The organism is Allobosea sp. BE125, assembly GCF_031456075.1.
Lineage (GTDB): Bacteria > Pseudomonadota > Alphaproteobacteria > Rhizobiales > Beijerinckiaceae > Allobosea.
Map to the genome: position 1 here is coordinate 28,350 of NZ_JAVDTY010000020.1, position 24,082 is coordinate 52,431.

Sequence of the window (24,082 nt, forward strand, 5' to 3'; positions counted from 1 at the left end):
CGCCGCTCAGGACTTCGGCTTGACCCGCAGCGCGCCCGCGCCTTCGAGATCGGCCGGGTTGGCCGGCAAGACGCGGCCGCCCTTGACGATGCCGAGCACGGGGATGTTGGCCGTGATGGCCTCGTGGTCGGTGGCGCTGAAGGGCTTGTCATAGGTGGTGACGACGCCTTCGACCTTGGTGGTCAGGTTCTCGAGCGCCTCGCGGACCTTGCGGCCGTCGGTCGACTTGGCCTGGTTGATCGCGGCGGCCAGCAGATACATCGAGTCATAGCCCTGCGCGGCCGAGACCGGGGAGGGGATGCGGTCGACCTTGTAGGCGGCCTGATAGGCCTCGATGAAGCTCTTGCGCTTCGGCGTCGAGGGCAGCTGGATGAAGGTCTGCGGCATCATCACGCCTTCGCCATTGGCGCCGGCAGCATCGATGAAGCTCGCCATCGACAGCGTCCAGGAGCCCAGGACCGGCACCTTCCAGCCGAGCTTGACGACGGCGTTGACCGTCTGCGCCAGCTCGGGGCCGATCGCATAGGTCAGCACCACATCGGCGCCGGCATCCTTGGCGCGCAGCGCCTGCGCGGTCATGTCGGTGTCGCCGATATTGAACTTCTCGACGGCGACCGGCTTCAGGCCGCGTTCTGCGAGCGCCTTTTCCAGATCGGCGCGGCCGAGTTGGCCGTAATTGGTCGAGTCCGCGATGATCGCGACCTTGGTGTAACCGTTCTTCTTGACGGCTTCCGCGATCATCGAGCTCTGGATCGTGTCATTGGCGGCGTTGCGGAAGACGTAGTTGGCCTTGTGCTCGGGCGCCTTGAACTGCTGCGTCACCAGCGTGCCGGTCGACACGTTGTTCATCACGGGGATTTCGGCTTCCTGGTAGAAGCGCTGCGAGGCGAGCGAGACGCCGGTGTTGATGAAGCCGACGGTCGCGACCACCTGCTCCTTGTTGATCAATTCCTGGGCGATCTGGACGCCGAGCTCGTTCTTGGCCTCGTCGTCGCGCTCGATCAACTGGATCGGTTTGCCGAGCACGCCGCCGGCCTTGTTGATCTCCTGCGCCGCGAGCTTCACGCCATCGCGCATGCTGACGCCCATGGCGGCCGAGCCGCCTGTATAGGGGCCGCTGATGCCGATCTTGATGGTTTGCTGAGCATAGGCCGCCCCGGTCATGGCAGCGCTGAACGCTGCGGCGGCGAGCCATTTCTTCATCGTCATGGTTTCCATCCCTATTACACGGTTCATTCTTCCGATTTGCTCGGAATTGATGCTTCTTATTGTTATTATAAACGGTCCGTCGGTGGCCTGCGCTGCAAGGCGTGCCCTCGACAGCAGTCAAGGGCGCATTCCCGCGGCTGGCAGGACATACCAAGTCTTCAAAGGCTTAGGGCGGACTGGTTGCGCGGGCAACCGAGAATATGGGGCGCGCGGCCCCGGAGTATCAACCTTTAGTCTTATCGGGGTGGCGGCACTTTCCCTCACGGATGGAGGTTGCCCGCGAATGAGGCAATTCTCCGCCAAGCTTGACGCTCGTATGCGGAGCCTCGCCATGCGTCTTGCGGGCCGGTTGACGCTCAAGCCGGGCCGAATCGCGCTTCCAGCAGGTCGATTTCCCTGACGAGTTTCCTGGCGATCTCGTCCGAAGTGCCGCGCGCCCGGGCGACGCGGTAGATTTCATCCCGCTCGGCGCGCAGGCCGGCGAGGCGCAATTCGCGCTCGATCGCATCGGCCTTGCGGGCGAGATCGGCTTCCGCGCCGGTCTTGGAGCGTCCGTCGATGCGCTCGCGGTAGAGCTCCATCAGCCGTGCACCGACTTCGACATAAAGGTCGGCATCGTCGCGGCCGCTGCCCATTTTGTGCTGCACCTTCTCAAGCGCCTTGATCGCCGCTTCGGCGGCGGCGTTGCGAACCCGGTCCTCCTCTTCCTGATGGGAGGGTTCGGGAGGCAGCTCCAGATTCTTGAGCAGGAAGGGCAGGCCGATGCTGGCTGCGGCCAGCGACAGGATGATCACGCCCGCGGCCAGGAAGATGGCGAGGTCGCGGGCCGGGAACGCCGAGCCGTCATTCATCGTCAATGGCAGCGTCAGCACGCCGGCGAGCGTGATCGCCCCGCGCACGCCGGCAAGCGAGGTCGCCGCGACCAGGCGCAGGCCGGGCACATAGCGCTTCTCGCCGCGGCGCGCCGCCCGCGCGAGCGTGAAGCGTAGCGATACCCAGACCCAGGTGAACCGGAGTGCGGCCAGCGCGAAGGTGATGACGGCGACATAGGCGATGAGCCAGACCGGGTCATGGTGTCCGGTCTCGCGCACCGCTTTCGCCGCGCCTGCGATGATCAGCGGAAGCTGCTCGCCGAGCAGCACGAAGATGATGCCGTTGGCTGCGAACTGGACCGTGTCCCAGACGGCATGGCCGCGCACGCGCGTGATCGCGAGGATTTGCCCGCTCTGGTCGGCATAGCTCATGGTGATGCCCGCCGCGACGGCCGCGAGAATGCCGGAACAGTGCAGATGCTCGGCCAGGAGATACGCTCCGAACGGGATCAGCAGGCTGATCAGGATCTGCGAGCCGGTCTCTTCCCCGAGCCGGCGCGTAACCCAGCCCACCGCGCGCGTCGTGCTCCAGGTCACCGCGACGCCGATCGCGATGCCGCCGATCGCGACCCAGAGGAAGGTGCCGAAGGCGCCGACCAGGGAAAAGCTCCCGGTCAGCGCGGCCACGACGGCAAAGCGCATGCAGACCAGGCCCGAGGCGTCGTTGAGTAGCGATTCACCCTCGAGGATGTGCATCAGTCGCTTGGGAACCGGCACCCGGGCGGCGATGGCGGAAACCGCGATCGGGTCCGTCGGCGAGAGGATCGCGGCGAGCGCGAAGGCCACCGCGAGCGGCATGGCCGGAAACAGCCAGTTGAGCAGGAAGCCGACGCCCAGCACGGTGAAGATGACGAGGCCCAGAGCGAGCTCCAGGATCGTGCCCTTGTCCCGGAACAGGCCTTCCTTGGGGATGCGCCAGCCATCGAGGAAGAGCAGCGGCGGCAGGAACAGCAGGAAAAAGATGTCGGGCTGCAGCTGGACGCTGAGATCGGCGACCGAGGCGATGAGCGCGCCGAGCCCGATCTGGACGAGGGGGAGCGGCAAAGGTGCAGGCGAAAGCCGCGCGAGCATGCCGCTGACCACGACGGCCAGCAATAGGACCAGAATGATCGCGATCATCTCCACGGCTTACCTCTTATCCACTCGCCCGCTCCGGCGCGCCCAGCCGCTCACAGGGAAGCAGATGCTCGACCCATCCCTGTGATGAGCATGATCTCAGCGAGAATAGGGCGGGGCTGCTTCGAGACCACGTCTTCATCGCCACGATTTTCGTCGCAAAGGGCTTTCGGCGCGATCGGCTTGCGGCCGGACAAGGCGTTCACGCCTCCTGAGCAGTCCACACATCTCCTTTGTCCTCGACGCGTCTTTCGGATTTCAGCTTGAGGAGATGGGCCAGGACATTGCGTTCGGCCGCGAGCTGCAGCCATGGATCGGTCTTGGAATAGAGCCGGTCGACCAGTTCCCGGGTGCCCAGCGGTCCGGCGGCGAGAGCCGCTGCGATCTCGTTCTCGCGCTTGAGCCGGCGGTCGAGCAATTCCTGCACATAGGGCCTGGGATCGGGCAAGGGCGGCCCATGCCCCGGCAGATAGAGCCGGTCGTCGCGGGCCATCACCAGGCGCAGGCTCCTGACATAGTCGGCCATGTCGCCGCCGGGCGGAGAGACGATGCTGCTCGACCAGGACATCACATGGTCGGCGCTGAACAGGATCCCGTCCCGATAAGCGAAGCAGAGATGGTCGCTCGCATGGCCGGGGGTGTGGATGGCGAGCATGCCCAGCGCGCTGTCGCCGTCCCGCAGCAGGATGTCGGGTATGAAGGCGTCGTCGGCGCTGAGATGAAACGCGTAGGTCTTCGCCCCGGTGCGGGCCTTCAGCGCCGCCGTCGCGCCGAGATGGTCGGAATGGCTGTGGCTGAGCAGGATCGCGGAGACGGCGCCGCCCGTCGCCCTCAGAATGTCGTCGAGATGGCCGACATCATCGGGGCCGGGATCGAGAACCATGAAGCCGTCGCCGGTCTCGATCAGATAGGTGTTCGTGCCGTGATAGGTCATCAGGCTCGGATTCCTGGCGACGATGCGGGAAATGCCAGGAATAACGGCCAGGGGAACGCCGCGCGTGGGCTCGCTCTCGCTCAGGAATGCCAATGCCGGTCCCTTTCAGACAATCGCCCTGGGGCAGCGACCGTCGTTCTTCTAGATCATCTCGGCCAAGGGCGTCTCCGCCATGCGGTGCATGCCGCTCAAAGCGCGCTGCAGATCGGCGATCAGATCTGCCGCATGCTCCAGGCCGATCGAGAGGCGGATCAGCGTGTCCGGACAGGCGGAGCGCTCGCCTTCCGTGCTGCGTCGATGCTCGATCAGGCTCTCCGTCGAGCCCAGCGACGTCGAGCGGCGAAACACCGCTGTCCGCTCGCATATGGCGAGCGCATCCGCCGCGGTGCCGACGATCTCGAAGGACAGCATGCCGCCGAACCCGCCCAGGAACTGCCGCTGGGCCAGTTCATGATGCGGGTCGCCGGGCAGGCCGGGATAATGCACCGCGGTGACCCCGGGATGTGCGGCCAGGGTCGTGGCGATCTTGAGTGCGGTCTCGCAGGCGCGCTCGACGCGCAGGGCGAGCGAACGCATGCCGCGCAGCAGGAGCCAGGCCTCGAAGGGGGGAAGGATGCTGCCATGCGCTTCCCGGGAGGCGAGAATCTCCTGCCAGGCCGCCCCGCTTTGTGCCGCGATGAGCGCACCGGCGACGAGATCGCCATGGCCGTTCAGATATTTGGTCGCCGAATGCAGGACGAGATCGGCGCCGAAATCCAGCGGCCGGCACAGCACCGGCGTCGCAACCGTCGCGTCGACCAGGAGCTGCGCGCCGCCCTGATGCGCGATGGCCGCCAGCGCGGCGATATCCGGCACGCGCCAGAGCGGGTTGCTGGGGCATTCCGCCCAGACGAGCCGCGTCTCGCCCGGGCGGATGGCCTGCCGCACCGCCTCGCGGCAGCACATATCCGCGCGGGTCACGGTCACGCCCCAGCGCTGGCCGAAGGTCTCGATGATGGAGCCGAATTCATAATAGGCGGCCGAATCCAGCACGAGATGATCGCCCGGGCGCAGATTGGCGAGGACCGCCTGGGCCGCTGAGGAGCCGGCGCTGAAGACCGCGGCGGCGGCTCCGCCTTCGAGTTGGGCCAATACACGCTCCGCGACGGTGGCGCCGCTATTGCCGGAGCGCGCATAGCGCGAGGCGGTCGAACCGGGTCGCAACGCCGCGTCTCCGGGCGGGGCATGCGTGACCGCCGGATGGATCGACGGCGCGAGCCCTCCGGTCACCGGGTCCAGGTAATGGTCGAGTTGGGCCAGCACCGTGGCGGCGTGCATCGGGGTCTCGTCAGCGGGGATCATCACGCACAGGATAGGCTGATATTGTCGATTGTCGATCCTCGATCATGTTGCGAGAGGGGTGGATCTATGGCTAGATGCCGCCGCAATTTTCAAAACGGCCTAGAGCTGCTGATGACTCACGATCGCCCGAACGAACTGACCCGCGCCATCGCCGACCAGGTGGAGGCGATCGAGCCGGCGCTCATCGCCCTGCGCCGCGATATCCACGCCCATCCCGAGGTCGGTTTCGAGACGGTGCGGACGGCGGCGCTGGTCGCCTCGGAGCTGGAGCGGATCGGCCTGAAGCCGCAGCGCGGCGTGGGCCGCGTCGGCGTGGTGGCGGAGATCGAGGGTGGGGCGCCCGGGCCGTGCCTGCTGATCCGCGCCGATATGGACGCCTTGCCGATGGAGGAGCTGACCGGCCTGCCCTTCGCCAGCACCATTCCCGGCAAGATGCACGCCTGTGGCCATGACATCCACACCGCCACCCTGCTTGGGGCGGGCATGGTGCTGAAGAACCTGGCGCCGATGCTGCGCGGCAGCGTCCGCCTCGTCTTCCAGCCGGCTGAGGAGACGGTCGAGAGCGGAGCGGCCGCGATGGTCGCCGACGGTGCCGCCGATGGCGTGGCGATGGCGCTCGCCTTTCACAACCGGCCGGAGATGCCGGTCGGTCGGTTCGGCTATGTCCGCGGCGCCTCGACGGCGTCGAGCGACGAGTTCGACGTGGTCGTCCATGGCCGCTCGGGCCATGCCGCGCGCCCCCATGCGGCTGTCGATCCGATCGTCGCGGCCTCGGCCATGATCATGCAGTTGCAGACGGCGATTTCGCGCGTCATGGACCCCTCGCAGTCGGCCGTGCTGACGATTGGCCACATCGCCGGCGGCTCGACCCACAACATCATTCCCGACAGCTGCATGTTCCAGGGCACCGTCCGCTGCCGCTCGGCGGCCTCGCGCGACACGATGGAAGCCACCTTCCGCCGCATCTGCGAGGGTGTCGGCACAGCCATGGGCGTGACCTGCGAGATCTCCTATATCCGCGGCGCGCCGGCGTTGGTGAATGACGACGGCGTGGTCGATGCCGCGGTTCGTTCCGTCTCGGCCCAGTTCGGGGCGGACAGGATCGACCAGCTCGAAGGCCGCTTCGGCGCGGAGGATTTCTCCTATTTCTCCGAGCGCATCCCGTCCTGCCAATTGCTGGTGGGCGCATCCCAGCCCGGGCGCAACGACCGCGTGCACAACTCCGACTACCAGCCCGACGAGCGTTGCATCGGCCTGGGCGTGGCGGCGCTCGTGCGCACCGCGGTCGATGTTCTTTCGTAATGCCTATCCCCGTTCAAACCCCTTCGTTGGAGATTCCGGCGTGAAGATCACCCGTTCGTCTTTCCTCACCCTCGGCCTCGGCGCCGCCGCCGGACTCGTATTTGGCACCGCGCCCCGCAGCGCCAGCGCCAAGGAATGGAAGGTCATCCGCGTCGCCACCGAAGGCGCCTTTCCCCCCTACAACATGCATGCGCCCGATGGCCGCCTGATCGGCTTCGAGCCGGAGCTGCTGCAGGAATTGTCCGCGCGCATGAACATCAAATGCGAGATGATCGCCCAGGCCTGGGACGGCATGATCGCCGGTCTGACCGACGGCAAATACGACGCGATCATGGATGCGGTCTCGATCACGCCCAAGCGCCAGGAGGTCATCGCCTTCTCGACGCCATACGCGGCGGCTCCCTCCGGCCTCGCCATCATGAAGGACGGCGCCATCAAGTCGCTGCCGGGCACGGGTACGCGGATCCAGCTGGCCGATGAGGTTGCGACGAAGGCGGCGGTCGAAGAAATGGCCAAGCTGCTCGCCGGCAAGACCATCGGCGTCCAGGTCGCGACGATCCAGAACGATTTCCTGACCAAATACCTCAAGGACGTCGTCACCATCCGCACCTACTCGTCCGGGCCCGATACCTTCCTCGATCTGAAGAGCGGGCGCGTCGATGCGGTGATGGCCTCGGCGATCAACCTGAACGCCTCCGCGAAGAAGTCGAATGGCGAGATGGTCGCCTCGGGCTATGTCTTCGCCGGCGGCCTGCTCGGGCAGGGTTCTGCGGTCGGGCTGCGCAAGGGCGATCCCGAGCTGAAGGAGCTCTTCGACAAGGCGCTGAAATCCGTGGCGGAGGACGGCACGCTGAAGCGCCTCGCGCTGAAATGGTTCGAGATCGATATCACGCCCGCGCTCTGACGTAGCGGACGATACGGCTGAGATGGGCGAGGCGTTCACCCTGCTAGGTTTCGGCCCCGAAGGCTGGGGGCACGCTTTGCTGACGGCGGGGCTGACGACGCTTGCCGTCTCGGCCTGCGCCTTCGCCTGCGGGCTCGTCCTGGGCACGCTCTGCGCCTGGGCCAAGATCGCGGGGCCGCCCGTGCTGCGCCGCGCCGCCGATATCTACGGCGTGGTGCTGCGCGGGATTCCGGACCTGCTGGTGATCTATCTGTTCTATTTCGGTGGCCGCCAGATCGTCACCGCGATCGCCAACCAGTTCGGCCATACCGGCCCCGTCGAGATCAGCGGCTTCGTCGCGGGCTCGCTTGCCATCGGGCTGATCTCGGGCGCAGCGCAGGCGGAGGTTTTGCGTGGCGCCTTCCACGCCATTCCGCCGGGAACCCTGGAAGCTGCGCGCGTCACGGGCATGAGGCGTTGGACCATGTTCCGGCGCATCATCGCGCCGCAGGCGCTGCGAACCGCTTTGCCGGGGCTGGGCAACCAATGGCAGTCGGTGATCAAGGAATCGGCGCTGGTCTCGGTGACCGGCCTGGTCGAGACCTTGCGCGCCGTCAGCGTCGCGGCGAATTCGACGGAATTGCCCTTCCTGTTCTTCCTGGCCGGTGGCGCGATCTACCTTGCGATCACCACGGTCTCAGGGCTCGTCTTCCGCTTCGCGGAATGGCGGGCCATGCGCGGCCAGCCGGCCATGCGCGTGGGGGGCTAGCGGCGTGGATCTCGCTTTCATCGCCGAGGTATTTCCGAAGCTGCTGGCAGGCCTGCCGCTGACGCTGAGCCTCGCCGTGCTCTCCTTGAGCGGCGGCGCGGTCCTCGCGCTCATGCTCTCCGGCTTGCGGGCCTCGTCCTGGCTCGGCGCGCAGTTTGCGAATTTCTATGTCTACATCTTCCGCGGCACGCCGCTGCTGATCCAGATCTTCCTGATCTATTACGGGCTCGCCCAGTTTCCGGCGCTGCGGCATTCGCTGCTCTGGCCGCTCCTGCGCGAGCCTTATGTCTGCGCCGTCCTGGCGCTCATGCTGAATGACGCCGCCTACACCTCGGAGATCCTGCGCGGCGGCTTGCGTGCCGTGCCGAGCGGAGCGATCGAGGCCGCCAAGGTCGCCGGCATGTCCCGCCCGACCATGCTGCGCCGCATCGTTCTGCCGCTGGCCTTCCGCCAGGCGCTGCCGGCCTATGGGGCGGAGGTGACCAGCATGGTCAAGGCGACCTCGCTCGCCAGCGTCGTGACCTTGATGGAGGTGACGGGCCTCGCCCGGGCCGAGGTCTCGCAGAGCTATCGCGCGATCGAGGTCTTCCTTTGCGCGGCGGTGATCTATCTCGTGCTCGTCACCTTGATCACGCGCCTCGTCCATTGGCTGGAAGCCCGGCTTTCGACCCATCGCAGCCCTGCCCTCGACCGGAGCCCGGCATGAATCCGACAACGGTCCAAACCCCGACAACGGTCCGACTGGCCGATATCCATAAGAGCTTCGGCAAGCAGGAGGTGCTGCGCGGCATCGATCTCGAGGCTCGCGATGGCGATGTCATTTCGATCATCGGCTCCAGCGGCTCGGGCAAGAGCACCTTGCTGCGCTGCATCCCGTTCCTCGAGATTCCCGATCAGGGCGAGGTCACGGTCGGGGACGAGACGATCGTCCTGACCGGTGCGGCGCACCGGTTTTCACGCGTGGAGAGGCAGAAAATCCGCCGGCTGCGCGGGCAAATCGGCTTCGTGTTCCAGAGCTTCAATCTCTGGCCGCATATGACTGCGCTGCAGAATGTCATGGAGGTGCCGCTGCATGTGCAGGGCAGGCCCCGCGCCGAATGCCGCGAGGAGGCCGAGGCCATGCTCGCCAAGGTCGGCCTGGCGGATAAGCGCGATGCCTGGCCGGCGCATCTCTCCGGTGGCCAGCAGCAGCGCGTGGCGATCGCCCGGGCGCTGGCGAGCCGGCCCCGCGCCCTGTTGTTCGACGAGCCCACCTCGGCGCTCGATCCCGAATTGGTGGGCGAGGTCCTGCGCGTCATTCGCGCCCTGGCTGAGGAGGGGCGCACCATGCTGATCGTGACGCATGAGATGGCCTTCGCACGCGAGGTCTCCAATCACGCCATCTACCTGCATGAAGGCCGCATCGAGGAGGCGGGTCCGCCACAGCAGGTCTTCCTCGATCCGGTTTCCGAGCGCTGTCGCCGTTTCGTCCGGGGCCAGGCCGGTCCTGTCGATTGAACTGCAGGTCCTGTCGATTTAACTGAAAGTACGCCGTGTCGTCCGATCCCCATCTCTCACTGCCCATCGAGCGGCTGAGTCTGGCCGACATCGCCACGCTGCGCCTCCAAGAGGACATCGTGCGCGGCCGGCTCGCTCCCGGTGAGACGCTGACCGAGGTCGCGCTCTCGAACCGGCTGGGCGTCGGCCGGGGGACGATCCGCACGGCGCTGTTCACTCTGGAGGGCAATGAGCTCGTCATCCGCGCGCCATACTCCAATTGGCGGGTGGCGCCGCTGAACGCGCAGGTCATATGGGAGATCTATACGCTGCGCGAAGCGCTGGAGGGCCTGGCTGCGCGCATCCTAGCGGAGCGCGCGACGGAGGCTGCGGCACAGCGGCTGCGGGCGGCTTTCGCCAGGCTCGGGCCTGCGGAAGCGGAGCCCCTGGATCAGCGCGTGGCTGCGGATCTCGATCTGCACCGCGCCATTGTCGAGCTGACCGGGCACCAGCATCTGATCCACCGGTACGCCGCCCTGTCCGCCAAGATGGAGTGGCTCTATCGCTGGTCGGAGGAGCACTGGCCGCAGCGCTATCCCCTCGAGGAAAGCCACAGGTCCCTGGTCGAGGCCCTCCTGAGCGGCTCGCCGCACCAGGCCGAAGCAGCCGTGCGGCAGCATATCGCCGTCAGCCTCGCGGAGGACCTCAAGGGTTACGCCGGGCTCGAAGCCAGGCGCTCAGCGCGTTGAATATCCCTATCGGATCGGAAGAGTGAGATGACGACGAGCGCTGGCGTGACCGTGCTGGATGGCGGCATGGGGCGGGAGCTGGAGCGCATGGGCGCGCCGTTCCGGCAGCCCGAATGGTCGGCGCTGGCCCTGATGGAGGCGCCCGACACGGTGCTCGCCGCCCATCGCTCATTCATCGCCAGCGGGGCGGAGATCGTCACCACCAACAGCTATGCGCTGGTGCCGTTCCACATCGGGGAAGAGCGCTTCGCGCGCGATGGCGCGCGGCTGGCGGCGCTCGCCGGCAAGCTGGCGCGGCAGGCGGCCGATGAGGAAGTCGAACGGACGGGCCGCGTCATACGTGTCGCGGGCTCGCTGCCGCCATTGTTTGGATCCTACCAGCCCGAACTGTTCGACGCCGCGCGCGCGCCGGCGATGCTCGATCGTCTGGTGCAGGCCCTGCTGCCCCATGTCGATCTCTTCCTGGCCGAGACCCAGAGCTGCATCGCCGAGGCCCTGGCGGCTTGCGCCGCGGTCGCCCCGACCGGACGGCCGATCTGGGTTTCGTTCACGCTGCAGGACGACGAGGTCAACCGGAGAGAGGCCAGGCTGCGCTCGGGCGAAGCCGTGGCCGATGCGATTGCCGCGGTCCGCCAGGCGGGTGCGCAGGCGGTGCTGTTCAACTGCAGCCGGCCCGAGGTGATGGGGCCTGCCGTCGATATCGCCGCGCAGGTGCTGGGCGGCAGCGATATCGCGATCGGCGTCTATGCGAACGCCTTCCCGGAGAAGACCGGCGAGGCTGCGGCCAATGAGGGCGTCACGGCGCTGCGCGAGGATGTCGCTCCGCAACGCTATCTCGGCTGGGCCCGGGACTGGCGCCGGCGCGGCGCCAGGATCATCGGGGGCTGCTGCGGGATCGGGCCGGACTATATCTGCGCCCTTCACAGGGGGCTGAAGGCGGAGTGAGGCGGCCCGGGTAACCGCGCTCAGCCGGTGGCCGCTTGGTGGCCCGTCTCGGTCGGCGCTGCCGGCTCGGCGCTTGGCTCCTTCAGCCGGAACCAGGCGACATAGAGCGCCGGCAGGAACAGCAGCGTCAGCACCGTTCCGACGATGATGCCGCCCATCATGGCGTAGGCCATCGGCCCCCAGAAGACCTCGCGCGCGATCGGGATCAGCGCGAGGCTGGCGGCTGCCGCGGTGAGCAGGATCGGCCGCATGCGGTGCTCGGTCGCCTCGACCACGGCGGTCCAGCCATCCCGGCCCTCCTCGCGCAGATGCTCGATCTGGACGACGAGGATGACCGAGTTGCGGATCAGGATGCCGATCAGCGCCAGCACGCCCAGAATGGCGACGAAGCCGAGCGGCGCGCCGCTGGGCACCAGCGCCGAGACCACGCCGATCAAGCCCAGCGGCGCCACCACGACGACCAGGAACAAGCGCTGGAAGCTCTGCAGCTGGATCATCAGGATCGTGGCCATGGCGAAGAGCATCACGGGCACGATGGCGACGATCGGCCCCTGGCCCTTGGCGCTTTCCTCGACGGCGCCGCCGGTGACGATCTTGTAGCCCGCCGGCAGCGTCGTGATGATCTCGCGCAGGCTCGGTTCGAGCGCCTTGACCACGGTAGCCGGCTGCAACGCGCTGACGACGTTGGCCTTGACCGTCACCGTCGGCAGGCGGTCGCGCCGCCAGACCACGGGCTGCTCGGATTCGTAGCGGAAATTGGCGATCGCCGCGAGCGGGACCGTTTTGCCGGTACTGCTCTGGACCTGCAGGTTCTGCAGCGTGTCGATCGAGGAACGCTCGGCGTCGCGCGCCCGGCCCATGACATTGATCAGGTAGATGCTGTCGCGCACCTGTGTCGTGGTCGCGCCGCTGACGACGCTGTTCAAGGCGGTCGCGATCGTTTCCGAGGTGATGCCGAGCTGGGCCGCCTTGTCCTGCAGCACATCGACCTTCACGACACGGCCGGGCTCGTTCCAGTCATAGACGATGTCGCCCAGGTCCTTGTTCTGCCCGATCGTGCTGGCGACCTTCTGCGCCAGAGCGCGCACCGTCTGGATGTCGGGTCCGCTGATCCGGTACTGGATCGGGCGCCCGACCGGGGGGCCGATGTCGAGCAGATGGACGAAGGCGTCGGTCCCGACGAAATCGCGTGCCAGAATGGCCTTCAGCTTGGGGCGCAGGCGATCGCGCGCGGCGATGTCCTTGGTCACGATGACGATCTGCCCGAAGTTCGGGCTCGCCGGCTGGACGTCGTAGGACAGCACGAAGCGCACCGCGCCCTGGCCGACATAGGAAGACCAATGCTCGACATCGGGCTCGCCGACGAGGGCCTGCTTCTCGAAACGGTCCATCTGGTCGCGCGTCTGCGTGATCGAGGCGTTCTGCGGGACGGTCCAGTCGATGATCAACTCGCGCCGGTCGGAGGACGGGAAGAACTGTTCCTGGACGAAGCGCATGCCGCCGACCGAGAGGGCAAACAGCGCCACCGTCGCCGCGATCGTCAGCCATTTCCAGCGCACGCAGGCGCGCAGGAGCTGGTTGAAGGCGCGGGTCAGCCGCCCGGGCCCCTCGTGATGCTGCTTCATCGTCTTGGGCAGCAGCGTGACGCCGAGCAGCGGCGCAAACAGCACCGCGACCACCCAGGAGACGAGCAGCGACACGGCGATGACGACGAAGAGCGTGAAGGTGAACTCGCCCGCGGCGCTGCCGTTGAGGCCGACCGGAATGAAGCTCGCCACCGTCACCAGCGTGCCGGTGAGCATCGGAAAGGCCGTCGAGGTGTAGACATAGGTCGCGGCCTTCTGGAGCGTGTCGCCGACCTCGAGCCGCGCCACCATCATCTCGACCGCGATCATGGCGTCGTCGACGAGCAAGCCGAGCGCGATGATCAGCGCGCCGAGCGAGATGCGCTGCAGCGAGATGCCGGTGAGCTCCATGAAGACGAAGGTGATGGCGAGCACGAGCGGGATCGTCAGCGCCACCACGAAGCCGGCGCGTACGCCCAGGCTGATGAAGCTGACGATGAGCACGATCGCGACCGCCTCGGCCAGCGCCTTGGTGAAGCCGCCGACGGCCTCTTCCACGATTGCGGGCTGGTCCGAGACCAGATGCACGCCGACGCCGATCGGCAGCTCCGCCTCGATCTTGTTCATCTCGGCCTTCAGCGCCTCGCCGAAATGGAGCAGGTTGGCGTTGGGCTTCATGCCGATGGCGAGCCCGATCGCCGGTTGCCCGCCGACGCGGAACAGCGATGTCGGCGGATCGGCATAGCCGCGGCTGATGGTGGCGACGTCGCCAAGCCGGAAGAAGCGGTCGTTGATGCGCAGATTGATCGCGCGCAGGCTGTCTTCGGAAGTGAACTGGCCGCCGACGCGCACGCTGACGCGCTCGCCCTTGGCTTCGATCGTGCCAGACGGCGTGATCGCGTTCTGCGCCTTCAGCGTGTCGACCACCATTTGCTGGGTAATGCCCAGCGCTGCGATCTCGCGTGTCGAGAATTCGAGATAGATGACCTCGTCCTGCGCGCCGATGAGATCGACCTTGCCGACATTGGCAACCGTCAGGACCTTGGCGCGGACATCCTCGACATAATCGCGCAATTGCCGCTGGCTCAGCCCGTCCGAGGTGAAGGCGTAGACATTGCCGTAAACGTCGCCGAAATTATCGTTGAACAAGGGTCCGACGATGCCGTCGGGAAATTGCCCCCGGATATCCCCGATCATGTTGCGGATCTTGACCCAGATCGCGGGGATGTCCTTGGCCTTGGTCGTGTCCTTGAGGTTGACGAAGATCGTCGTCTGGCCGGGCATGTTGAGGCTCTTGGCGTAGTCGAAGCTGTCGAGCTCCTCGAGCTTCTTCTCGATCCGGTCGGTGACCTGGCTGATCGTGTCCTCGACGGTGGCGCCCGGCCAGCGCGCCTGGATGATCATCGTCTTGATGGTGAAGTCAGGGTCCTCGGCCCGGCCAAGGTTGAAATAGGAGAACAGGCCCATGACCGAAGCCACGATCATGAAATACCAGATGAGCGAGCGGTGCTGCAGCGCCCAGTCGGAGAGGTTGAAGCTCTTCACCGGGTAGTCCTCTCATCGGTCTTGTCGGCCTGGATCTTGACGGCTTGTCCCTCGGACAGGCTGTTGACGCCTGCGACGACGAGGCGGGCGCCGGCCTCCAACCCGCCGCCGATCCGGGCGCTGCGTCCATTGCGCTCCGCGACCTGGACCGGCACTGTCTTCACGGTCTTTGCGGTGGTGTCGACGATCCAGACACGGGTTGCGCCGTCGCGTTCGAGCAGCGCCGAGAGCGGCACATTGATCGTCGAAGCCGTTGCCTCCAAGGGCGTCGCCGTCACTGTTGCGCCAAGCCGGAAGGCCTCGCTGGCCTGTTCGAGCGTGACCTTGATCCGCCGGGTCCGGGTCGCGGCGTCGGCCTGCGGCGCGATCTCGCGGACTTTCCCATTGGCCTTGACCAGCGGGTCGGCCTGGAGATGAACCTCGAACGGCGCTCCCGCCGCCAGCAGCTGCGCGCGGTCGTCAGGAATGTCCACCACGGCCTCGCGAATATCGGTCCGGGCCAGCGAGACCACGCGCTTGCCGGCGGCGACCATCTGCCCGACCTCGGCATCGGTCGTGGTCACCACGCCGTCGATATCGGCGCTGAGCGTGGTGTAGCCGAGCTGCTCGCGCGCCTTTGCCAGATTGGCCTCGGCCTGCTGCACAGCGGCGGCTGCCGCTTCCTTGGCCTGCTGCGCGCTGTCGAAATCCGCCTGGTTCGAGACCTGCCGCCCGAGCAGGATCGAGATCCGGCTTTCGGCGGCGGTGGTGTTGGAGAGCTGCGCGCGTGCCTTGACCAGATCGGCCTCGGCGGTGCGGAGCGCAAGCGCGAGGATGAAGGGGTCGAGCTGGGCCAGGCTCTGCCCAGCCTTGACGAGATCGCCGACATTGACGTTGCGCGCGATCAGGCGACCGAGCACACGGAAGCCGAGCTCCGTCTGATATTGCGGCTGGATCGTGCCGGCAAAGCCGATCGTCTTGTCGCCATTGGGCTTCACAACGATCGACAGAACGGGGCGCGCTGGCGGTGCCGCTTTCGTGTTCGAATTTGTCTCGGAATTGCAGCCCGCGAGCGCCAGGGCGGCTCCGACGGCGGCGACTGTGGCGATGTGTTTCATCCTGCGTTCCCCGCTTTGGCCGGCAGGAGCGCCGTCGGTTTCTGCTCGGTGGGCGCGACGATCTGGCCCGGCCTGAGAAGCTGCGCCCCGCCGGTGACCACGACATCGCCGGCGCTCAATCCGCTGCGGATCAGCACTTCGCCGGTCCGATAGATGTCGATGACGACAGGCTTGAGCGAGACAGCGCGGCTTTGCGGATCGACCACCCAGACGGCCGGCTTGCCTCCTTGCGTGAAGAAAGCCGTCCATGGCAGCGCGAAAACATCCCGGGGTTGGAAGCGGCCGACCCCGGAGACCGCGGCGCCGAGCGTCATCTCCGGCGGCGGCTGATCGAGGCCGATCTTGACCCTGACCGACCCGGTCGCGGGATCGACGACGGGCGCGACCTCCCGCACCGTGCCCGCGACCTTGATGGCGGGATTCGAGATCAATGTGATCTCGACAGTGCCGTCGGCCGGCTTCTGCACGAGGAGCGCCTCATAGACGTCGAAAACCGCATCGCGCGCGCCGTCCCGGGCAACGGTGAAGACGGCTTGCGCCGGCTCGACGACTTGCCCCACCTCGGCATTGCGCGCCGTGATGATGCCGGGCGCTTCGGCGCGCAGGGCGGTGTAGGAGAGCTGGTCCTGCGCCGTGGCGAGATTGGCCTTGGCGCTGTCGAGCGAGGCTTGCGCTGCCCGATAGGCTTCATTGGCATTGTCGTAGCTGCGTTGCGTCGTATAGCCGTTGGCGAGCAGCGATTTCTGCCGCTCGAAGGTGGCGCTTGCCTGGCGCAATGTCGCCTCGGCGGCCTGCACGCTCGCCGTCGCCGAATCCGTGTCGGCCTTCTGCTCGGTGGTCTCGAGCGTGGCGAGAACCTGGCCGGCCACGACGCGGTCGCCGACATCGACGCTGCGCGTCGCGATGCGGCCGGCGAAGCGGAAGGACAGATCGCTTTGGATGCGGGCCTTGATCTCGCCCGTGAGCGAAACGGTCTGGGCACGCGGTGAGAGCCTGGCTGTCTGCGTCAGCACTGCCAATGGCGGTTGCGCATCAACCGGTGCGGAATCCTGGCAGCCGGCGAGCGCCAGCAGCGCAAGGAGGCCCAACCCTGGCCCGGCGCCGCGCCGCGGTCGCCATGGCTTGCCTTGTCGAGACTGTGTCATCGAACACCTGCTAAACTAAACAGTTCAGTTTATTTCGTTGACGGATGCCTCGTGCCCTGTCACGAGTCAAGAGGAAACTAAACGGTACAGTTCAAAAGGGGCGAAGACGGCATGACGCCAGGCACCCGCACAAGCAATCCGCCGGAAGGTGGCATGAAAAGCGTGGAGGCGCGACCCGATCGCCGCAGCCGGAAGGTGGAGCAGATCCTGGTCGCGGCGTGCGATCTGTTTCTCGAACACGGCTTCGACGCCGTCACCATGGACATGGTCACGCGGGTCTCCGGCGTCTCCAAGGCGACGCTCTATGTCCATTTCGCCAATAAGGAAGCCTTGTTCGAGGCCGTTGTGACCGATGAAGCCAAGCGCATCACCGACACGATCTGGCTCTCCGATGTCGAAGTTGGCGACGTCCCGACGGCGCTCAATCGTGTCGCCCGGAACTTCATCGACATTTTCACGGCTTCGCGATGCGTGCAGTTGTGGCGCGCAGCTATCGGGGCGGTCCCACGTTTTCCGGGGATCGGTCGCGTCGTGTTCGAGGCTGGACCAGTGGTGGTGACGGAAAGGCTCGCGCGCTTTTTCACCCTGGCGGATGAAAAGGGGCTCCTCGATGTCCCCAATCCAACCCTGGCCGCCCGGCAATTCGTGAGCATCGTCCGGGGCGATCTCGACGTCAGGGGGATACTGTCCCTGGAACTGCCCCCGAAGGCCGAAATCGAGGAGCAGATCGAGGAGGGGATCGCGCTCTTCCTGGCGCGCTATCAGCGCCGCGACGGCATGAGCCGCCGCTCATAACGCGATCTCACCTGGACAGGCGAGGCGTTTTCAAAGGCTGTTTGGACGATTCCTGAGCCCTCATCCTGAGGAGCGCTCCGCAGGAGCGCGTCTCGAAGGATGCTCCAGGAGGCTCCGGAGATATCTGGAGCATCCTTCGAGACGCCGCGTGCCGCGGCTCCTCAGGATGAGGGCTGGAGTTTTCAAACCGGCTCTCAAGTCGCAGCGCGGTCCGGGCGCCGTTTCGGTTGTCCGCCCTGCATCACGAAGCGGATATCGCGCAGCACCTCGAGATCGTCGAGCGGGTTGCCGCGAACGACGATTGCATCGGCGGCGAGGCCGGGCGTCAGCCTGCCGACATGATCGTCGATGCCGATAACCGTTGCGGCCAGGCCCGTGCCGGCAATGATCGCCTCCATGGCGCTCATGCCGCCCTGATGCATCAACGCCAGCTCCAGCGGCAGATCGTCGATCGCCGTGAAGCGCCAGCCCGCATCGGTGCCGGCGACGAATGTCACGCCCGCCTCGCGCAGCTTGCGGAACTGGTCGAGATTGGCGGCGAAGGTTTTGCGCCACCGCGCCAGGAAGGCCTCCTCGGTCGGTGTGCGCTCCTCCCTGGCGAGCATCGCCCTGAGCACGGCTCCGCCGACCGCCAGCGTGCTGGTCACGGGAATGGCGGAGCGCGCGAGGCGCTCGGCCACGGCCGGGTCGTAGGACTGGTTGCCCTTGCCGTCGGTGATGAAGCCGGCATGCTCGATCTGGTCGAAGCCGGCCGCGACGACATCGTCGATCGAGGCCGCACACAGACAATGCGCGGTGATCTTGCGGTCGCTGCGATGCGCCTCGTCGACCATGACGGCCAGCTCCCTGGGCGTGAAGGAGGGCTTCCAGGATTGCGTGTTCAGCGTTCCGCCGCCGCTCGCCATCACCTTGATGAAATCCGCGCCCAGTTTCGCCATCTCGCGGACCTTGCGGCGCAGGCCGTCCTCGCCATCCGCCTCGCCGCCGAAATACCAGGTATGGCCGCCGGTGATGGTGATGGGCTGGCCGCAGGCGAGCACGCGTGCGCCTTCGCCATGGCCGAGCTCCAGCGCCCGGCGCAGATGGATGGCGGTGCCGTTGAGCGCCCCGACATCGCGCACCGTCGTGATGCCTGCTGCGAGCGCCTTGCCGACAGCGAAGGTCGAGGTCGCCATCAGCACGCCCTCGGGCTCGCGCATCGCCACCTCGAGCGTGGTGCCGTCACCTGGCAGGTTGAGATGGACATGGGTGTCGATCAGCCCGGGCAGGATGGTGCAGCCCGGGAAATCGAGGATCTCGGCATTCTCCGTCGAGAGGCCGCCCGGGATGCCTCCGGCATGGACAGCCACGACCTTGCCCTGCTCGACCACGAGCACGGCGTCCTGCACGGGCGCCGAGCCGGTTCCATCGATGAGCCTGTCGGCCCGAATGAGCGTCGTCACTGGCGAACTCCTGTCTCGTCATGTCGGGTCATCCGGGCGCGATCAGCTCGCTCGCGCCCGGATTCTGAGTCTCCGGGCGCTCAGTCGGCCAGCGAGGCCGCGCCGAGATATTCGAAGCCGCCGCCCGTATAGGTCACGCCGGTCAGCTTCTTCGTCGTCATCACGAGGTCGATGTTCTGGCGGATCGGCAGCATGACGGCCTGGTCCATCAAGATCTTCTGGACCTCATGATAGATCGTCAGGCGCTTGGCGGGGTCGCGCTCCTGCTGCCCGTCCTTGAATAGGGCGGTCAGCTTGGGGTCGGAGAAATGGCTCCAGTTGAAGTACTGGCCGGGCGTGAACCAGGTCTGCAGCGCGTCGGGATCGACGCCGATATACTGTAGCGGCGTCAGCGACATATCGCCGTTGATATTGGCCGCGAGCCAGGCCGGCGAGGCGAGTTGCTGGACATTCACCTCCATGCCGATTTTCTGCAGATAGCCCTGCATCGCCTGGGCGAGCAGCGGATAGGAGGTCGAGGTCGAGATCGCGGTCACGGTCAGCGTCAAGCGCTTCCCGCCCTTCTCCCAGAACCCGTTCACCTTGGTCCAGCCGCCCTCCTTGAGCACGGCCTCGGCCTTGGCCGGATCGTAGGAATAGACGCTTTCGAGCGCGGCATCGTAGCCGATCATGCTGGGTTGCAGCGGCGTCAGGCTCGGTGGGAAAGCGCCGGCCTCGGCGAGCTGGATCACGCCCTTCTTGTCGATCGCGTAATGGATCGCCTTGCGGACGGCGAGATCGTCGGTCGGGAACCTGCTTGCATTGATCGGCGCGAAGATGCCGAGCCCGGTGATCGGGACCGGGATCGCCGTGTACCGGTCCATCTTCTGGAAGGCGTTCCAGTAGACGCCGGGCGTCTGCTGCATCATCTGCGACTGGCCGCTCTGGAACTGGCTGACCCGCGCCTGCGGGTTCGGCACGATCTGGAACAGCACCTGCGCGATATCGGGCGGCCCCTTTCGGCCGAGTACCGAGGGGCCCCAGTTGTAGTCCTCGTTGCGCTTGAGGATCAGGCTCTGATTGGGCTCGTAGCTGACGAAGGAGAATGGGCCGGTCCCGGTCGGGTGCAGGCCGAGATCCTTGCCGTATTCGGCCATTGCCTTGGGCGACTGCATGCCGAGATAGGGCACGCCGAGTTGTCCCAGGAAGGGCGCATAGGGCGTCTCGCAGCTGAACTCGACGGTGTATTTGGCGGTTGCGGTCGCCGTCTTGCAGGGGCCGAGCAGGCCGATCGAGACCTTGGACTGGGTGCTCTTGTCGGTGATGTATTTGATGTTGGCGACGACGGCCTCGGCATCGAAAAGCGTGCCGTCATGGAACTTCACATCCTCGCGCAGCGTGAAGCTGTAGGTCTTGCCGTCCTCCGAGATCGTCCATTTTGTCGCCAGATGCGGCACGATCTTGAAATCGGGCGTCAGCCAGATCAGCGTGTCGAAGATGTTGGCCAGGAGCGGGCCGACATTGCGCGCGCCGGTCGTGGCGGGATTGAGCGTGTCGATCGGCTCGGCCCAGCCGACCGTGAGCTTGGCCTGCTTGTTGGGAGCGGCCGGTTGCGCCTGGAGCCCGCCGACACTGAAGGCAAGGCTGCCGACGGCAAGGAGGGTCGCGAGCGCCGTCTTCATTCCGGTGTTGCGCTGTCGTTCACTCATCTCGTCTCTCCAATGGTGAGGCATGCCAATGGTGAGGCATGCGATCTGCGGCATCAGCTGCGGTCGAGCGTCGGATCGAGTTCGTCCCTGAGCCCGTCGCCGATCAGGTTCACGCTGACGACGAACAGGGACAGGAACAGGCCGGGGAACACGGTGATCCACCAGGCGAGCGTGATGTAGTTCTGGCCGTCATTCAGGATGGCGCCGAGTTCGGGCGTCGGTGGCTGCACGCCGAGCCCGATGAAGCCGAGCGCTGTGATCCAGAGCGCGGCGATGCCGAGCCAGGTGGTGGTCAGCACGATGACACCGGACATCACATTGGGCAGGATGTGGCGGGAGATGATCCTGAAGGGGGAGGCCCCGCCGCAAAGCGCGGCCTCGACGAAGGGCAGGTTGCGGATCTCGACGGTCGCCCCTTCCACCAGCCGGGCGAAGACCGGGACGAGGATCACCGAGATCGCGATGACGCCGTTGACGAGGCCAGGCCCCAGAATCGCTGTGACGGTGAGGGCGAGCAGGATGCCCGGGAAGGCCAGCAGCAGATCGTTGAGGCGCATGATGACGAAGCCGATCGCGCCGCCGAAATAGCCGGCGACCAGGCCGATCACGGTGCCGAAGAAGGCTCCGAGCACCACCACCGCAAGGCTTGCCAGCATGGTCGTGCGCGCGCCGAACAGGACGCGGGCGAAGAGGTCGCGGCCGAAGGCATCGGTTCCCATCGGATAGATCAGCGAGGGCGGCGTGAAGGTCGCCATCGGATCCTGCATGGTCGGGTCGATCGAGGTCAGCAGCGGGGCGAAGAACGCCGCCAGCGTCAGGAGCGTGCAGATCAGGAGGCCGGTCGACAGGCTGCGATGGCGCAGCGCGCGGAGGGTAGCGCGCCGCCGTGACCATGCCGGCGGCGCTGCGGCAACGGCGTCGCCCTGGCCGGCTGGGAGCGCTGCGGTTGAGGCGAGGTCAGGCATTGCCTGCAATCCCTGCTAGCGGTTGGCGATGCGCGGATCGAGCACGGGGTAGAGAATGTCGACGATGAAGTTCGAGACGGCGTAGATGATGGCGATGATCAGGATGATGGCCTGAACGGTCATGTAGTCCTTCGCCAGGATGCCCTGGATCAGCAGGCGTCCGACGCCGGGACGTGAGAACACGGTTTCGACGATGACCGAGCCCGAAAGCAGCTGGCCGACCTGAAGGCCGGTGATCGTCAGGATCGGCAGGAGCGCATTGCGCATCACATGCCTGACGAAGACCTTGAACTCCGGCACACCCTTGGCCCGGGCGGTGGTAACGTGGTTCTGCGACAGGGCCGCGATGATGCTCGAGCGCACGAAGCGGGCGTTGAAGCCCAGCGACCCGAGCGCGAGCGTGACCGCCGGCAGCACCAGCCCCTTCAGCGAGGTGCCGCCGACAACGTCGAAGATCGGCCAGGTCACGGCGAAGGCGAGGATCAAGAGCAGCCCCAGCCAGAAGCTCGGGACCGACATGCAGACCAAAGCGAGCCCCATGCTGGCCGTGTCGGCCGATTGGTTGCGTTTCAGGGCCGCGAGGATGCCGAGCGCGGTGCCGCCGCTGAGCGACAGCGTCAGCGCCGCAAGCGTGAGCTGGATCGTGGCCGGAAAGCTGGAAGCGAGCAGCGAACTCACGCTCTGCTGATTGGCGTAGGAATAGCCGAAATCGCCCTGCAGCACATGCCCGAGCCAGATGAAATACTGCAGGTGCAGGGGCTGGGTCAGGCCGAGCTGTTCGCGCAGGCGCTCGATCAGCGCCTTGTCGCCGGCGCTCGTGCCGAGCATGGCCACGACCGGATCGCCCGGTATCAGTCTGATGATCAGGAAGGCGATGACGCTGATGCCGAATGCCAGCGCCACGATCGCGGCGAGGCGCTTCAGGATGTATCCGCTCACGAGGCCGAAGCCGTTCGCGCCGCGACCGCCGAAGGCTGCCGAGGGGTGTGGACTCTGACGGACGGAATGGCCGAACGTAACATCGTACTAGAACACTCCCATGGCCGGCAAAGCGGTGTCAATCGCGTGCGGGTTGCATCACATGGCTCGGGGAGGGGAATGTTCGGCGGCTTGTCAGGGCCGTCGGCCAGTGTACCTGCTATATCTGACTAGAACACTCGATCAGGGCAGGTGGGCATGGAATTCAAGATCGATCGCGACCTGCCGATTTCGATCCGTCAGCAACTCAAGGGGCTGATCGAATACGGCATCGCCTGCGGCGATCTCGCTGTCGGCGAAGCCTTGCCGTCAGTCCGCGACTTGGCCGCAAGGGTCGGTGTCGCCCCGATGACGGTGAGCCAGGTCTATGGCGATCTGAAGGGGCTCGGGCTCATCGAGACGCGCGCCGGAGCCGGCACCAGCGTGGCCGGCAGCAGCCAGGCCGGCCTGGTGGGACGGCCCGATCTGATGACGCTTCATCGCCGCATCGATGCATTGATCGACGAGGGCATGGCGCTGGGCCTGCGCGCCTCCGATCTGGCGTCGCTGATCCATGCGCGACTGGCTTCGCGGGCCCGGCTCGGCCGCAGCGCCAGCGTCGTCATGGTTGGCCTGTTCGCCGGGCCGACGGCACGCTACGCCCATGTCATCGCGGCGCGCTTGGGGCAGGGCGCCACGGTGGAGCCGATGACGATCGATGCGATCCAGCGCGACCCTGCGGTTCAGGCGCGCGCGGCCTCGGCCGATCTGGTCGTCACCTTCGTCAACCGGCACCGCGAGGTCGCCAGCATCCTGCCGGGCGCACGCGTGGTCTCGATCCGCTTCATTCCTTCGGAGGAGACCAGACGGGCGCTCGCCTCCATCGACCCGATGGCACGCGTGCTGCTGGTGGCGCGCTTTCCCGAATTCCTGCCGATCATGAAAGCAGGTGTGCTGCGCTTTGCGCCTCATGTCTCGAATCTGCGCTCGGCCGGAGCCAGCTCAGACGATGCGCTCCTGGCTCGTGACGATGCCGATGTCATCGTCTTCGCATCGGGCACGGACTCGGTGCTGAGCGGTCTCAAGGCCTCGGTCCGTGCGATCGAATATATTCACATCCCGGAGCCGGGCGATATCGACCGCCTCATCGTTCCGCTCATCCAGGACACCGCGTCGAAAGCAGCCAAGCAGTCCTAGGTGACCGACTCATAACTTCGCAACCAGATGCGGATTGAAGCGAGTTGGACTGAGGCGAGGAAGTTGTCGTCTCGCTTATCGTAGCGCGTG

Annotated in this window: 20 protein-coding genes and 1 pseudogene; 9 read left to right on the forward strand and 12 right to left on the reverse strand. The window is 66.3% G+C overall.

Annotation, left to right across the window (positions count from 1 at the left end):
• Positions 1 to 6 precede the first annotated feature (6 nt).
• The 4 genes from J2Y55_RS29345 to J2Y55_RS29360 all read right to left on the reverse strand — a co-directional run bounded on the left by J2Y55_RS29345 (position 7) and on the right by J2Y55_RS29360 (position 5,448).
• Complete coding sequence (locus J2Y55_RS29345) at positions 7 to 1,209, reverse strand: ABC transporter substrate-binding protein (RefSeq protein WP_404979068.1); 1,203 nt, start codon at positions 1,207 to 1,209, stop codon at positions 7 to 9.
• Positions 1,210 to 1,565: 356 nt separating this feature from the next.
• The gene (locus J2Y55_RS29350; RefSeq protein ID WP_404979069.1) at positions 1,566 to 3,200 is read right to left on the reverse strand and encodes a Na+/H+ antiporter; all 1,635 of its coding nucleotides are present in this window, start codon (positions 3,198 to 3,200) and stop codon (positions 1,566 to 1,568) included.
• 199 nt (positions 3,201 to 3,399) lie between these two features.
• Positions 3,400 to 4,224: an MBL fold metallo-hydrolase gene (locus J2Y55_RS29355; protein WP_310160373.1), complete on the reverse strand. Its 825-nt coding sequence runs from the start codon at positions 4,222 to 4,224 to the stop codon at positions 3,400 to 3,402.
• A gap of 48 nt (positions 4,225 to 4,272) precedes the next feature.
• Positions 4,273 to 5,448 (reverse strand): trans-sulfuration enzyme family protein, encoded by a 1,176-nt coding sequence (locus J2Y55_RS29360; protein WP_310160376.1) that lies wholly within the window; start codon positions 5,446 to 5,448, stop codon positions 4,273 to 4,275.
• Positions 5,449 to 5,583: 135 nt separating this feature from the next.
• Here J2Y55_RS29360 and J2Y55_RS29365 point away from each other — a divergent pair, with 135 nt between their 5' ends.
• Genes J2Y55_RS29365 through J2Y55_RS29395 form a run of 7 tightly spaced genes read left to right on the forward strand, consistent with a single transcriptional unit; the run spans position 5,584 to position 11,596 of the window.
• Positions 5,584 to 6,774 (forward strand): M20 metallopeptidase family protein, encoded by a 1,191-nt coding sequence (locus J2Y55_RS29365; protein ID WP_310160377.1) that lies wholly within the window; start codon positions 5,584 to 5,586, stop codon positions 6,772 to 6,774.
• 40 nt (positions 6,775 to 6,814) lie between these two features.
• A complete protein-coding gene (locus J2Y55_RS29370) occupies positions 6,815 to 7,678 on the forward strand; it encodes a transporter substrate-binding domain-containing protein (RefSeq protein ID WP_310160378.1) in 864 nt (287 codons plus the stop codon).
• A 22-nt stretch (positions 7,679 to 7,700) separates the two neighbouring features.
• On the forward strand, positions 7,701 to 8,426 hold the full coding sequence (locus tag J2Y55_RS29375; RefSeq protein ID WP_310160379.1) for an ABC transporter permease: 726 nt from the start codon (positions 7,701 to 7,703) through the stop codon (positions 8,424 to 8,426).
• Between the two features lie 4 nt (positions 8,427 to 8,430).
• The gene (locus J2Y55_RS29380) at positions 8,431 to 9,132 is read left to right on the forward strand and encodes an ABC transporter permease (RefSeq protein WP_310160380.1); all 702 of its coding nucleotides are present in this window, start codon (positions 8,431 to 8,433) and stop codon (positions 9,130 to 9,132) included.
• Positions 9,129 to 9,923 (forward strand): ATP-binding cassette domain-containing protein, encoded by a 795-nt coding sequence (locus J2Y55_RS29385; RefSeq protein WP_310160382.1) that lies wholly within the window; start codon positions 9,129 to 9,131, stop codon positions 9,921 to 9,923. The genes J2Y55_RS29380 and J2Y55_RS29385 overlap by 4 nt, the downstream gene beginning before the upstream one ends.
• Before the next feature lie 35 nt (positions 9,924 to 9,958).
• Entirely contained in the window at positions 9,959 to 10,651 is a 693-nt protein-coding gene (locus J2Y55_RS29390; protein WP_310160385.1) for a GntR family transcriptional regulator, read from the forward strand.
• 27 nt (positions 10,652 to 10,678) lie between these two features.
• Positions 10,679 to 11,596, forward strand: a complete 918-nt coding sequence (locus J2Y55_RS29395) for a homocysteine S-methyltransferase family protein (RefSeq protein ID WP_310160387.1) — start codon at positions 10,679 to 10,681, stop codon at positions 11,594 to 11,596.
• Between the two features lie 20 nt (positions 11,597 to 11,616).
• Here the strand turns inward: J2Y55_RS29395 and J2Y55_RS29400 are convergent, their stop codons facing one another.
• From J2Y55_RS29400 to J2Y55_RS29410, 3 genes are read right to left on the reverse strand one after another with little or no spacing between them, the layout of a single operon-like run.
• Positions 11,617 to 14,706 (reverse strand): efflux RND transporter permease subunit, encoded by a 3,090-nt coding sequence (locus tag J2Y55_RS29400; RefSeq protein WP_310160389.1) that lies wholly within the window; start codon positions 14,704 to 14,706, stop codon positions 11,617 to 11,619.
• Entirely contained in the window at positions 14,703 to 15,803 is a 1,101-nt protein-coding gene (locus J2Y55_RS29405) for an efflux RND transporter periplasmic adaptor subunit (protein ID WP_310160391.1), read from the reverse strand. Before J2Y55_RS29405 ends, J2Y55_RS29400 begins: the two co-directional genes overlap by 4 nt.
• On the reverse strand, positions 15,800 to 16,948 hold the full coding sequence (locus J2Y55_RS29410) for an efflux RND transporter periplasmic adaptor subunit (RefSeq protein WP_310160393.1): 1,149 nt from the start codon (positions 16,946 to 16,948) through the stop codon (positions 15,800 to 15,802). The genes J2Y55_RS29405 and J2Y55_RS29410 overlap by 4 nt, the downstream gene beginning before the upstream one ends.
• Before the next feature lie 111 nt (positions 16,949 to 17,059).
• Between J2Y55_RS29410 and J2Y55_RS29415 the strand changes: the two genes are divergently transcribed.
• Positions 17,060 to 17,743, forward strand: coding sequence for a TetR/AcrR family transcriptional regulator (locus J2Y55_RS29415; RefSeq protein WP_310160395.1), 684 nt, complete (start codon positions 17,060 to 17,062; stop codon positions 17,741 to 17,743).
• Between the two features lie 194 nt (positions 17,744 to 17,937).
• Here J2Y55_RS29415 and J2Y55_RS29420 read toward each other — a convergent pair whose 3' ends face one another.
• The 4 genes from J2Y55_RS29420 to J2Y55_RS29435 form a co-directional block, all read right to left on the reverse strand.
• The gene (locus tag J2Y55_RS29420; RefSeq protein ID WP_310160396.1) at positions 17,938 to 19,185 is read right to left on the reverse strand and encodes an amidohydrolase family protein; all 1,248 of its coding nucleotides are present in this window, start codon (positions 19,183 to 19,185) and stop codon (positions 17,938 to 17,940) included.
• A gap of 80 nt (positions 19,186 to 19,265) precedes the next feature.
• Positions 19,266 to 20,873: an ABC transporter substrate-binding protein gene (locus tag J2Y55_RS29425; RefSeq protein ID WP_310160398.1), complete on the reverse strand. Its 1,608-nt coding sequence runs from the start codon at positions 20,871 to 20,873 to the stop codon at positions 19,266 to 19,268.
• 53 nt (positions 20,874 to 20,926) lie between these two features.
• Positions 20,927 to 21,838: an ABC transporter permease gene (locus J2Y55_RS29430; RefSeq protein ID WP_310160399.1), complete on the reverse strand. Its 912-nt coding sequence runs from the start codon at positions 21,836 to 21,838 to the stop codon at positions 20,927 to 20,929.
• Positions 21,839 to 21,853: 15 nt separating this feature from the next.
• Complete coding sequence (locus J2Y55_RS29435; RefSeq protein ID WP_310160401.1) at positions 21,854 to 22,777, reverse strand: ABC transporter permease; 924 nt, start codon at positions 22,775 to 22,777, stop codon at positions 21,854 to 21,856.
• A gap of 237 nt (positions 22,778 to 23,014) precedes the next feature.
• Here J2Y55_RS29435 and J2Y55_RS29440 point away from each other — a divergent pair, with 237 nt between their 5' ends.
• On the forward strand, positions 23,015 to 23,992 hold the full coding sequence (locus J2Y55_RS29440; protein WP_310160404.1) for a GntR family transcriptional regulator: 978 nt from the start codon (positions 23,015 to 23,017) through the stop codon (positions 23,990 to 23,992).
• Here J2Y55_RS29440 and J2Y55_RS29445 read toward each other — a convergent pair.
• A pseudogene (locus tag J2Y55_RS29445) lies at positions 23,989 to 24,082 on the reverse strand (IS5/IS1182 family transposase); the annotation flags it as partial. The gene J2Y55_RS29440 and the pseudogene J2Y55_RS29445 overlap by 4 nt on opposite strands.